This is a genomic window from Actinophytocola sp. NPDC049390 (assembly GCF_044466355.1).
In the GTDB taxonomy this organism is placed as follows: Bacteria; Actinomycetota; Actinomycetes; order Mycobacteriales; family Pseudonocardiaceae; genus Actinophytocola.
In genome coordinates this window covers 16408-27873 of record NZ_JBITMQ010000020.1, presented here as the reverse complement: position 1 = coordinate 27873, position 11466 = coordinate 16408, and the positions used below count along the sequence as shown (strand labels likewise).

General features: G+C 73.2%; 10 protein-coding genes. 5 read left to right on the top strand and 5 right to left on the bottom strand.

The genetic code is table 11. From position 1 onward, the window contains the following. Positions 1–159 precede the first annotated feature (159 nt). The 3 genes from ACIBVP_RS40210 to ACIBVP_RS40200 are packed head-to-tail and all read right to left on the bottom strand — an operon-like array spanning position 160 to position 4106. Entirely contained in the window at positions 160–2250 is a 2091-nt protein-coding gene (locus ACIBVP_RS40210) for an iron ABC transporter permease (RefSeq protein WP_396111795.1), read from the bottom strand. Positions 2251–2259: 9 nt separating this feature from the next. Continuing rightward, positions 2260–3240 (bottom strand): ABC transporter substrate-binding protein, encoded by a 981-nt coding sequence (locus ACIBVP_RS40205; protein WP_396111794.1) that lies wholly within the window; start codon positions 3238–3240, stop codon positions 2260–2262. 26 nt (positions 3241–3266) lie between these two features. Further along, positions 3267–4106: an ABC transporter ATP-binding protein gene (locus ACIBVP_RS40200; protein ID WP_396111793.1), complete on the bottom strand. Its 840-nt coding sequence runs from the start codon at positions 4104–4106 to the stop codon at positions 3267–3269. Between the two features lie 101 nt (positions 4107–4207). Here ACIBVP_RS40200 and ACIBVP_RS40195 point away from each other — a divergent pair, with 101 nt between their 5' ends. From ACIBVP_RS40195 to ACIBVP_RS40175, 5 genes are all read left to right on the top strand, one after another. Next, on the top strand, positions 4208–4591 hold the full coding sequence (locus tag ACIBVP_RS40195; protein ID WP_396111792.1) for a VOC family protein: 384 nt from the start codon (positions 4208–4210) through the stop codon (positions 4589–4591). 305 nt (positions 4592–4896) lie between these two features. Next, entirely contained in the window at positions 4897–5169 is a 273-nt protein-coding gene (locus ACIBVP_RS40190) for a hypothetical protein (RefSeq protein ID WP_396111791.1), read from the top strand. A 41-nt stretch (positions 5170–5210) separates the two neighbouring features. Further along, positions 5211–5735 carry a hypothetical protein gene (locus tag ACIBVP_RS40185; RefSeq protein WP_396111790.1) on the top strand — a complete coding sequence of 175 codons (525 nt, stop codon included), beginning with the start codon at positions 5211–5213 and terminating at the stop codon, positions 5733–5735. Between the two features lie 28 nt (positions 5736–5763). Further along, the gene (locus tag ACIBVP_RS40180; protein WP_396111788.1) at positions 5764–6507 is read left to right on the top strand and encodes a hypothetical protein; all 744 of its coding nucleotides are present in this window, start codon (positions 5764–5766) and stop codon (positions 6505–6507) included. A 37-nt stretch (positions 6508–6544) separates the two neighbouring features. After that, a complete protein-coding gene (locus ACIBVP_RS40175) occupies positions 6545–7447 on the top strand; it encodes an RNA polymerase subunit sigma-70 (protein ID WP_396111787.1) in 903 nt (300 codons plus the stop codon). Here the strand turns inward: ACIBVP_RS40175 and ACIBVP_RS40170 are convergent. After that, positions 7440–8567 (bottom strand): FAD-dependent monooxygenase, encoded by a 1128-nt coding sequence (locus tag ACIBVP_RS40170; RefSeq protein ID WP_396111786.1) that lies wholly within the window; start codon positions 8565–8567, stop codon positions 7440–7442. The two genes, ACIBVP_RS40175 and ACIBVP_RS40170, sit on opposite strands and share 8 nt — an antisense overlap. Positions 8568–8593: 26 nt before the next feature. Continuing rightward, on the bottom strand, positions 8594–11449 hold the full coding sequence (locus ACIBVP_RS40165) for an AfsR/SARP family transcriptional regulator (RefSeq protein ID WP_396111785.1): 2856 nt from the start codon (positions 11447–11449) through the stop codon (positions 8594–8596). Positions 11450–11466: the final 17 nt, after the last annotated feature.

The following is an 11466-nucleotide window of genomic DNA, read 5'->3' as shown; positions in this document are numbered from 1 at the left end:
CGGCCCGCGGGGGGGCGGGCCCGGGGCTCCTGGTGGCCAACACGGGCCCCCCCCCCGCCCCCCCGCCCGTCGCCACCCCCCCCCCCCCCCGCCCCCGGGGGGGGGGGGGGCCCGCGCCCGCGACCCCACCCGCGGACAGTGCGCACCGCTCGGTGCGGACTACACCGTGCGGACGCGGCTGCGGTACAGCAGCCACACGAAGTACGGCGCGCCGATGATCGCCGTCATCAACCCCGCGGGGAGCTGTCCCGGTGCGATGACCGTGCGGCCGATCGTGTCGGCGACGCACACGAGAATGCCGCCGAGCAGCGCGGCCACCGGCAGCGCACGCGTGTGCCGTCGGCCGACGATCGCGCGGGCCGCGTGCGGGGCCACCAGACCGACGAACGCGATCACGCCCACCCCGGCCACCGCGGCGCCGGTCAGCAGGACCGCGCACGTCAGCAGCAACAGCCGTGACCGCGGCACGTGCACGCCCAGCACCCTCGGCGTCTCGTCGTCCAGCGACAGCAGGTCGAGTTCGCCACGCGCGCGGACGAGCACCGGGACCACGACCAGCACCGCGAGCGCCATCGGCACGAGGTGTTCGAACGACCGCCCGTAGGTCGAGCCGCCGAGCCACGTCAGCGCCTTCGTCTCGTTCCACGGGTCGGTCAGCGTGATCAGCAACGTGATCAGCGCGGCCGTGCCCGCCTGCATGCCGAACCCGATGAGCACCAGTCGTTCGCTCGCGAACCCGCCGCGGGCCGCGAGCATGAACACCAGCGCCATCGCGATCGCCGCGCCGACGCCCGCGGCACCTGCCTGCGTCCAGAACCCCACGCCCGGCACCAGCGTGATCATCGCGACCGCGCCCAGCCCGGCGCCGCCCGAGACGCCGATGATCCCCGGTTCCGCCAACGGGTTGCGGGCGAGCGCCTGCACCACCGCACCCGCGAGCGCCAGCGACGCCCCGGCCAGCAGTGCGGCCACCACGCGCGGTGCCCGGTTCTCCATGACGTTCGTGACGATCGGGCCCGCCTGGCCGGACAGCCAGTTGACCACGTCACCCATCAACAGCTTCGTGTCGCCGAGCAGCACGGAACCCGCCACCGAGGCGATCGCCAGCACCACCAGCACACCGAGGACCAGCCGGAAACGGGCGGAGGTCACGCCACCGCGAGCACCCGCCGCCGGCGGTTCGGACGTCGCCGCCGACACCCGGATGTTTCTGGCCAGCACGATCAGGAAGATCACGCCCAGGATCGTGGTCACCACGCCGGTCGGCACCTCGAGCGCGCTCTGCGAGCCGATCAGCGCACGCAGCAGCACGTCCGCGCCGATCAGGAGCGCGACGCCCATCGCGGCCGACACCGGGATCAGCGCCGCGTGCCGGTGCAGCCCGGGGATCGCGCCCGCCATCAGCCGGACCAGCGCGGGCGCGGCGAGACCCACGAAACCGATCGGGCCCGCGAGCGTCACCGCCGACGCCGCCAGCAGCACCGCCAGCACGATCGAGGCGAGCCGGACCCGGCCGACGTGGATGCCGAGCGTGCGCGCGTGGTCGTCGCCGAGGTAGACGAGGTCGAGTTTGCGGGCCATGGCGATCAGCACCAGCAGCGCGACCCCCACGACCGGCCCGAGCGTCTGGACGCCGGACAGGCCGTTCTGCCCGAGGGATCCCGCGCCCCACGCGAACAGTCCCCGGGTCTCCTCCGAGAACAGCAGGAGCAGGACGCGGGTCAGCGCCACCAGTGCGAGCGCGGTCGCGGTGCCGGCGAGCACGAGCCGCACGATCCCCGTGCCGCCGGTGCCGGACAGCGCGAGCACGAGCACCGCCGCACCCAGTCCGCCGACGAACGCGATGCCCGCCGCGCTGAGCAGCGGCACCGAGATGCCGAACGCGGCCATCGCGACAAGCGCGAGGTGCGCGCCCGCGTCGACGGCCAGGGTGTCCGGCGACGCCATGATATTGCGCGACACCGACTGCAGCACCGCGCCCGCCACCCCGAGCGCGACGCCCACGACGAGCGCGGCGAGCAGCCGGGGGAGCCGGGACTCGATGACGACCGCGGCGGTGCCGTCGTCCCCGCCGCCGAACACCAGCCGCAGCACGTCGAGCGCGCCGAGGTCGGCGGTGCCCTGCGTGAGGTGCACGGCGCCGCCGATCGCGATGAGCACGAGCAGGCCGGCGACCAGCAGCGTGAGGCGGCCGCCCCGCCGGACGCGGACGTCGGGCGGGGCGGGCCGGGTGAGTGTCGCGGTGTTCACTGGGGAGTGTTACGCCTTCAGCGCGTCGATGGCGGCGTCGACGAACTGCCCCATGGACTGCGGGCCGCCGAACATCCACAGCGAGTCGGGAAGGCGCTTCACCTTGCCGTTCTTGACGAACGGCAGGTTCTTCCAGATCGCGTTGTCGGCCAGGCCCTCGGCGAACGCGTCGCCCTCGGAGTCGTTCGCCATGTACCAGAAGTGCACGTCGCCCAGCTGGGTCAGGCCCTCCACGTCGGCCTGCGCGAGCCCGTACACCGGGTCGCCCTCCATCGTCCACGCGTTCTGCAGGCCGATCCGCTCGAACGTGTCCGCCACCAGCGAGCCCTTGGTGAACGGCCGGATGCTGACCGTGCCGGAGTCCACCCACGCGTCGGCGAACGCGACCTTCTGGCCGGTCGCGCCGAGCTTGTCCACCTCGGCCTTGCCCTCGGCGATCTTGGCGTCGAAGTCGGACTTCAGCTGCGCGGCCTTGTCCTCGGTGCCGGTCGCCTTCGCGACCAGGTCGAGGTTCGCGAACATGGAGCCGATGCTGTCCTTGGTGTCGCCGCCCTTGATGACGATCACCGGGGTCTTCGCCTCGATCTGTTCGAGCGCGCCCTCGGTGAGGCTGTCGGTGACGATCACCAGGTCGAGGTCCAGCGACCCGAGGGTGTCGATGCTGGGCTCGCCGCGGGTGCCGATGTCCTTCGGGGTGTCGTCGAGCTTCGCGGCGCTCGCCCAGGTGTTGTAGCCCTTGATGTCGGACACCGCGACCGGCATGACGCCGAGCGACACGAGGTACTCCACCGAGTTCCACTCGGTCGCGGCGATGCGCTTGGCGGGGCCGTCGAGCGTGACCTCCTTGCCGCGCGAGTCGGTGAGGGTCACCGGCTCGCCGCCTGCCGCGGCCTGGTCGGTTCCGCTGCCTGCCTCCTCGGTGGTGCCGCAGCCCGCCACGAACAACGCGGCGGCCACGGACAGGCCGATGATCACACGGGTGGTGCGCATTTCTCTCCTGGTGTTACTGGTGACGATCAAGCCGATGCGGCGCGCAGGCGGGTGTCGTTGAACCGCCCGACCGCGCGCGTGTGGATGCGCCCGTCGACGGGGTCGACGTCGACGTCGACCCGGATGCCGTACGCGCGGGTGAGGTTCGCGGTGGTGAGGACCTCTTCTGGGGATCCCTTCGCGGTGACGCGGCCTTCCTCCAGCAGCAGGAGGCGGTCGGCGATCGCGGCGGCCTGGTCCAGGTCGTGGAGCACGACGCCGACCCCGACGCCGTGTTCGTCGGCGAGGTCGCGGATCACGTCGAGGATCTCGATCTGGTAGCGCAGGTCGAGGAAGGTGGTCGGCTCGTCGAGGAGCAGCAGCGCGGTGTCCTGGGCGAGGCAGCTCGCGAGCCACACCCGCTGCGCCTGGCCGCCGGAGAGCGCCTGCACGGGCCGCTCGGCGATCGGCGCGAGGCCGGTCAGCGCCATGGCCCGGTCGACCGCGACGGGGCCCTCGGGGTCGCGCCCGCCCCAGCGGGAGCGGTGCGGGTGGCGGCCGAACTCGACCAGCTCGCGCACGCACAGCCCGCCTGGCGCCGTTCTCTGCTGTGACAGCAGGGTGATCCGGCGCGCGAGGTCCTTCGCGGACAGCGCGCGCAGGTCGGCGCCGTCGGCGAAGGTGACGTCGCCCGCGACCGGCGGGTGCAGGCGGGCGAGAGCGCGGAGCAGCGTCGACTTGCCGCTGCCGTTGGGGCCGATCAGGGCCGTGACGGTGCCGGCCTCAAGGGCGATCGACGCGGCGTGGACGACCACGTCACGGCCGTAGGCGACGTCGATCTCACGGGCGGACACGCCGTTGGCGGCGGGCGGCGGGGTGACGGACACAGGCCACACAGTAAAGAAAGGCTTGCCTAACCTACAAGCCCGGGTGGGCACGGGCACATATACGGCGGACAGAGCGTGCGCGGCTGGCTACCATCGCGGCCATGAGCTGCCGGTTGTCCGAGTTGATCGTCGAGTGTGCCGACCCGGAGGCGCTGTCGCGGTTCTGGTGCGAGGTGCTGGGCTATGTGGAGCTGAGCCGTGAGGAGCCGGACGACGGCATCGAGATCGGTCCGTCGGCCGGGTTCGGCGGCGCCGCCCCGACGCTCGTGTTCAGCCGCACGTCCAAGCCGAAGACCGAGAAGTTGCGGATGCATTTCGACGTCAACCCGGTCGATCGTGACCAGGACGCGGAGTTGGAGCGGTTGCTGTCGATCGGGGCCCGGCCCGCGGACGTGGGGCAGACGGGTGAGGAGGCCTGGCACACGCTGCAGGACCCGGAGGGGAACGAGTTCTGCCTGCTTCGGAGGCGTCTTCCGGAGTTGTGATACCCGTCTTTTGTGGTTTGCGCCCGGCTCTGCTTCGGGCTCGTTTTCGCCGGTCACCCACATTGATGACAAAGTTGTGTCGGGCTGTTGGAATTATGTACAACGTGTGGCGCGGGTTAGTGATATGCCACCCTGAAGTTTTAATTGCCGCTCGTCGTTTGTGACGCACCGTTGAACGCTTAATGGGCGGGTAGGCCCACCGGGATACCCCAGATGGTCCATGCTTGAAGCCATCACCTGGGGGCGCTCTTCGTAGTGCGCTGGTGACGTGCCTGAGCCCGCACGAAACGAAAGAGCGAAGAACGTTGAGCCGTTCGAACACGGCCGCGCCGAGGCGGCCGGACAAGATCAAGAATCTGCGTTACCTGCTGTTCCGTGATCGCGTCCTGCGCATCGCGGAACACGCGATCGGGGGGTGGGCGCCGACGTTGCGCGCGGCGTTCCTGATGATGGCCGCCTTCGTGGGCTTCGTCGTCCTCGTCGGCATCGTCCTCGGGTTCGGTGGCGCGCTCGTCGGCGCCCTGGTCAGCGGCGTCGCCCTGTACCTCGTCGGGCGCTCCGCCGCCTCCGTCCGGTAGCCCTGGGGGAACCGGACCGCGTCGAGCGTGGTCCAACCGCCATGGTCCGGGTTCTCGTGGTCGCGTTGTTGTTGCTCGCCGGGTGCGGAGCGCGGGTCGAGCCCGGCCTGCCCCGCGCCGACGACAGCATGCCCGCCGACTTCGTCGGCGAGATCACCTACGGCAACGGGTCGCTCCCGCCGCCCTACCACTACGAGTGGCGCGTCGAGTTCGACACCGGCACGGCGCGTCTGGAGTGGACGCCCGGCTACGACGGCACCGAGACGTGGACCGAGACCGTCGACCTCGGCGAGGAGGAGCGGCGGCGGCTCTACGACCGGATCGAGAAGACCGGGCTGTTCGAGTTCGACGACTCCGACGACGGCATGGCCGGCGGCGCCACCGGCCGGGCCACGTTCGGCCGCCCGCCGGACCTCATCCACGACACCGGCACGCTCGGCACCAGCGAAGCCGGTCAGGACATGCTCGACGAGCTCGTCGCCGCGGTCGAGCCGATCTTCCCCGACCGCGTGTGGGCCGAGATGGAGCGCAAGCAGAGCGACTGGGAGGAACAGCACCCTGAGTAGGCTCGGGCCGTCGAGAGCGAGGGAGCCCATGGCCGAGTTGACCGCGGAAGAAACCGTCCGAGCCGCCGACAAGGTCCTGCACGACGTCGGGTCGGTCTGGATGACGCACCCCGACACCCAGGCCCGCGGTGCCGAGCACGGCTACCCCAAGAGCCTCGCGTTCTACTTCGCCGGCCGCGGTGGCGTGCTGGGTGACGTCGACGCAGGCGTCGTCATCGCCGCCATGGGCTGGTGGCACCCGGGGCTCGTGCGGTTGATGTGGGACCGCGGCGTCGCCGTCGCCGGGGCGCGTGAAGGCGCTCGCCGGTACGCGAAGGCGTGCGCCGACTGGGCCGACGACCACCTGGCCGGGTTCGCGCAGGCGGACCGGCTCGCCGAACTGGCCGGGAAGGTCGTCGCCGGCGCCGAGGAGGCCGGGCTGCCGCTGTTCGCGGGCTGGCGTGCCGAACCCCTCGCCGACGGCGGGCCCGCACGGCTGCTGCAGCTCGTCCACGTGCTGCGGGAGTGGCGCGGTTCGGTGCACCTGGTCGCCACCACAGCCGCCGGGCTCGGCCCGCTCGAGGCGATCCTCACCAACGAGGGGCACCAGCAGGCCCGGTTCCTCGGCTGGCGCGACGAGCTGCCCGACTGCGACCACCTCAAGGACCGCCACGTGCGGGCGCAGGAGATCACGGACCGCCTCGTCGCAGACGGCTACGAGCGGGCCCTGACCCCGGCCGAACGCGCCGAGTTCGCCGACCTCGTGCGGCGGCTGGGCCAGGCCGTGCTCTGAGCGATTCCTTTCCGCACCGCCACCGGTCTCCATATCCGTGACCGACTTCGACCACGCCCTCGAGTCGCACCGGCGGGAGCTGCTCGCGCACTGCTACCGCATGGTCGGTTCCGTCGACGACGCGGAGGACCTGGTGCAGGAGACGTTCCTGCGCGCGTGGCGTGCCCAGGACGGGTTCGCGGGCCGTTCATCGCTGCGGACCTGGCTGTACCGGATCGCGACGAACGTCTGCCTGACCGCACTGGAGAAGCGGCGGTTCCTGCCGTCCGGGCTCGGGCCGAGCTCGACCGACCCGCTCGCGCCCGTCGAGCTCGCCCCCGACGTGGACTGGGTGCAGCCGATCCCGGACGCGCTCGTCGCCGCCGACGACCCGGCCGAGATGGCGGTCCGCCGCGACTCGCTGCGGCTCGCACTGATCGCGAGCCTGCAGTTCCTGCCGCCACGCCAGCGTGCCGTGCTGCTGCTGCGTGACGTGCTCGCCTTTCCCGCGGCCGAGGTCGCCGCCGCGCTGGACATGTCGGTCGCCGCGGTGAAGAGCGCGTTGCAGCGGGCCCGCGCGACCGCGGCCGAGCTGACGCCGGACCAGGTCGGCACGCCGTCCGCGCAGGCCCGCGCGGTGCTCGACCGGTACGTCGCGGCGTTCGAGAACTCCGACGCGGCGGCACTGGAGCGGCTGCTCACCGACGACGCGGTGCTGGAGATGACCGGGGTGCGGACCTGGTTCGCGGGCAAGGCGAACTGCCTGCCGCACCTGCGGACGCAGGCACTCGAGTCGCCCGGCGACTGGCGGATGGTGCCCGCGCCCGCGAACGGCCAGCCCGCGGTGGTCGCGTACCTGCGTGGCCAGCCGTACGCGGTCGCGGTGCTGACCGTCGCCGGTGACCGGCTGGCCAGGATCGCGGTGTTCGCCGACCCGGCGGTCCTCGCGCGGTTCACCTGACGTACTCGGGCAGCTCGATGTCGGTGGCGAACCGGTCGGTCGCCCACATCATCGACCGGAACAGCGGCGGCCACTGGAACAGCAGGTTCCGCGCCCGGATGCCGCGTTTCGTGCGCGGGGCCAGGAACGGGCCCGCGTTGGCCTTCCCGACGACCTTCGCGTAGCCGCGCATCAGCTCGGTGTACCGGCGGAACGCCGTCTCGTGGCCGCTCCGCCGCAGTTCGCCCGCGAGCACGTACGCGCCGACGACCGCGAGGCCGGTGCCGAAGCCGCCGAGCGTGTTGCCGTACGCGGCGTCGCCGAGCAACACGACCCGGCCCTTCGCGTAGTCGTCCATCACGACGCGGCTGATCGAGTCGAGGAAGAACCCGCGTGCGGCCGGGATCGCGGCCACGATCTCCGGGAGCCGCCAGCCGCCGCCCCGGTAGGCGTCGATGACGAGCTTCTTCTGCTGCTCGGTGTCGTACCGGTCGTAGGACAGCCCGTCCGCGGCGAACACGAAGAACGACTGCGCTTTCGGCCCGCCGAGCGTGACCATGCGGCCGGGCTCGTTGTACATCAGGTTCTCGCCCGCGACGTCCAGCTCGGCGAGCGCGTAGTGGTGGCCGAGGTCGCGGACGAAGTCGTGCTCTGGCCCGAACGCCAGGCGGCGCACCGTCGAGTGGATGCCGTCCGCGCCGACGACCAGGTCGAACGTGCGCGGCGCGGACCGCTCGAACGTGACGTGCACGCCGCCGCCGGTGTCGGTGAGCGAGGTGATCGAGTCGTCGAAGACGTACTCGCAGCTCTGTGCGGTGCGCCCGTACAGGAGCGCGCTCAGGTCGTCCCGGCGGATCTCGACGTCGCCGCCGGTGAACTCGCCGGGCAGTGTCGTGATGCGCGTGCCGTCGGCGTCGACGATGACCTGGTCGGCACCGCCGGTCTGGCGGGCGAGCACGTCGTCGAGGACACCCATGCGCGCCAGGACGGTGCGGTGGGTGGCGCCCTTGAAGTCGACGGCCTGGCCGCCGGTGCGCAGGGCGGGTGCCTTCTCGACGACGGTGACGGCGTGGCCGTCGCGGGCGAGCCAGAGCGCGAGTGCGGGACCGGCGATGCTCGCGCCGGAGATCAGGATGTTCATGCCGCGGACGATCGCGGCACCCGCCGTCAGCCCGCCGACAACCGGCTGACAGTGCTGTCAGCGGCCGCCCTGCTCTGCCGCGCGCCCTCGGCGTAGGCCGCGGCGAACGCGTGCGCACCCAGCTCGGCCGTGGCCCGCGCGGCCGTCGCCGCGACGCCCGGCGCACCGGTGATCGCCGTGCCGCGCAGGGCGACGGCCGTGCCGAGCAGGAACGCGGCCTCCCGTGCCGGTGCGGTGCTCGCGCAACCCTCCACGGCGGCGGCCAGCTCGGACACCAACGGCGACTCGCGGGCGGCGGCGAGCGCCTCGGCGTGCCTGCCGAGCGCGGTGAGCACGCGCGGGCCCGCGTCGGTCATGGTGGCCAGCGGCGCGGTGTCGCCGGTCAGGGCGGCGGCCGTGAGCAGCACGACCGGCGCGTCCGGCTGCCCGGCACGGGTGGCCAGCTCCGCCGCGTACCGCACGTCCGCTTCCGCGCCCGCGGCGTCACCCTGTCGCAGGAGGCAGTCCGCGCGCCTGCACAGCACGTCCACGCACTCCTCCAGCGCGCCGAACCTCTCGTACAGCGCCAGCGCCTCCGCCCACAGTGCCCGCGCGCGGTCCCACTCGCCGCGCCAGCCCGCGACCTCGCCGAGCCAGTCCAGCGACTGCGCCATGCCCCACCGCTCGCCGAGCGCCCGGAACTCCGCCAGCACGTCCCGCAGCTCCGTCTCACCGTCGGCGGGCCGCCCGTCGAGCACCTTCGTGATCGCCAGGCTGAGCATGCCGAGGGCGGTGTTCCACGGGTCCGTCCCGAGCAGGTTCTCCGCGGGCCCCCACGGTCCCACCGTCATGCCCCACAGCGCGGCGGCGAACGGGTAGCGCAGCCCGGTGAGGCCGCGCATGACCGCGTGCGCCCGGTCCCAGTGCGCCTGCGCGGGCCGTGGCACGGCGTGGAGCACGCACGCGACGTACTCCTCGTCGAGGCCGGGCACGTCCTTCTCCAGCAACGCGGCGGCCGCGGGCCCGGCCTGGCCGCGCCGCCCCGACAGCCACCAGTACGCGGTCAGCGCGGCCACGAGCCGGTACCCGGTCGCCGGGTCGCCCTCGACCGACCACCGCAACGCGGCCATCAGGTTGTCGTGGTCGGCGGACAGCTCGGCCAGCCGCTCCAGTTGCTCCGCGCGCCGCAGGTGCGGGTCGGCGTGCTCGGCGACGGTCAGGTAGTAGCGGGCGTGCGCCCGGCGGGTGTCCTCGGTGAGGTGGTCGGCGCAGAACAGCCGGATGGTTTCGAGCATGCGGTAGCGGCGGCCGTCGGTCTCGACGATCGACCGGTCGACCAGGTCGGCGAGCACGTCGTCGGTCGTGTCGCAGACCGTCTCGACGGCCGCGAGCGTCGCGCCGCCCGCGAACACGGAGAACCGCGCCGCCACCCGCTGTTCCTCGGGCGTGAGCAGGTCCCAGCTCCATGCCACGACCGCACGCAGGGTCCGGTGCCGCCGCGCCGCGGTGCGGTCGCCGCGGGACAGCAACCGGAACGGGCCGTGCTCGGTGAGCCGGTCCGCCAGCTCCTCGACCGTGAACTGCCGCAGCCGGGCGGCGGCCAGCTCGACGGCGAGCGGCAACCCGTCGACCGCGGCGCAGAGGTCGGCGACCGCGTCCCGGTTCCCGTCGGTGACGGCGAACCCGGGCCGCACGGCCGCGGCCCGGTCGGCGAACAGGCGTACGGCGTCCGCGCCGAGCGGGGACAGCGGCAGCAACGTCTCGCCGGTGAGCCCGAGCGGCGCCCGGCTCGTGGCGAGGACCGTGAGGCCGGGACACTCGGCCAGCAACGTGCGGACCAGCACGGCGACGTCGGCGACGACCTGCTCGCAGTTGTCGAGCACGAGCAGCAGCGGTTCGGCGAGCGCGGCGACGAGCCGGTGGACCGGGTCGCCCGCGGCGGCCGCGAACCCCGCCTCACGCAGCCCGAGCGCGCCGAGCAGCGCGTGCGGCACGAGCGCGCCGTCGGTGACGGGGGAGAGGTCGACGAAACAGGCGTTCCTGCCCCGCGCCGCCTCGACGGCCAGCCGGGTCTTGCCGGCGCCGCCCGGGCCGACGAGCGTGACGAGCCGGTTGTCCTCCTGGTCGGCGAGCCACGCGAGCTCGTCGGCCCGGCCGACGAAGCTGGTCAGCTGCGCGGGCGGCCCGGCGCGGCGTGGTTGCTCGGCACGCAGGATCGCGAGGTGCGTGGCGGCCAGCTCGGGTGAGGGGTCGGCGCCGAGCTCGTCGGCGAGGTACCTGCGGGTGTCCGCGAACTCGGCGAGTGCCTCGGCCGGGCGGCCGGTGGCGTGGAGGGCACGCATGAGCTGCGCGCGAAGCCGTTCCCGCAGCGGGTTGGCGGCGACGAGCGCCCGCAGCGCGGCGACCGACACCTCGTCTGGCCGCGCGTCGTGCAGGTCCTCGAGCGCGTCGAGGCGCAGCTCCTCGAGCCGTGCGACCTGGGCGCCGCCGTGCGGCAGGTCGGCGAGGGCGGGCCCGCGCCACAGCCCGACGGCTTCGGTGAGCACAGCGGCCGCTCGGTCACGGGCACCGGCGGCGAGCAACCCGCGCCCGGCGGCGGCGAGCCGTGCGAACCGCACCGCGTCGACGTCGTCCGGGTCGACGTCGAGCCGGTACCCACCCGAGTCGAACACGACAGCGTCGACGGCCTTGCGGAGGCGGGACACGTGCGCCTGCACCGCACCGGCCGCACCGGCTGGCGGATCGTCCCCGTACTGGGCCCGCACGATGGCGTCGACGCTGGTCACGCGGCCCGCGTTGAGCGCGAGCACCACCAGCAGGGCACGCGGCCGCGGCCCGTTCACCACGACCGGCGCGCCGTCGTCGGCGACCACCTCGAGCCCGCCGAGCACCCCGATCCACACGCGGTGATTGTGTCCTG

Excerpts from the sequence above, each read along its gene's own strand:
- ACIBVP_RS40195 (WP_396111792.1), top strand. The coding sequence starts at position 4,208 with ATGAGCTGCCGGTTGTCCGAGTTGATCGTCGAGTGTGCCGACCCGGAG.
- ACIBVP_RS40180 (WP_396111788.1), top strand. The coding sequence starts at position 5,764 with ATGGCCGAGTTGACCGCGGAAGAAACCGTCCGAGCCGCCGACAAGGTC.
- ACIBVP_RS40170 (WP_396111786.1), bottom strand. The coding sequence starts at position 8,567 with ATGAACATCCTGATCTCCGGCGCGAGCATCGCCGGTCCCGCACTCGCG.
- ACIBVP_RS40205 (WP_396111794.1), bottom strand. The coding sequence starts at position 3,240 with ATGCGCACCACCCGTGTGATCATCGGCCTGTCCGTGGCCGCCGCGTTG.
- ACIBVP_RS40185 (WP_396111790.1), top strand. The coding sequence starts at position 5,211 with ATGGTCCGGGTTCTCGTGGTCGCGTTGTTGTTGCTCGCCGGGTGCGGA.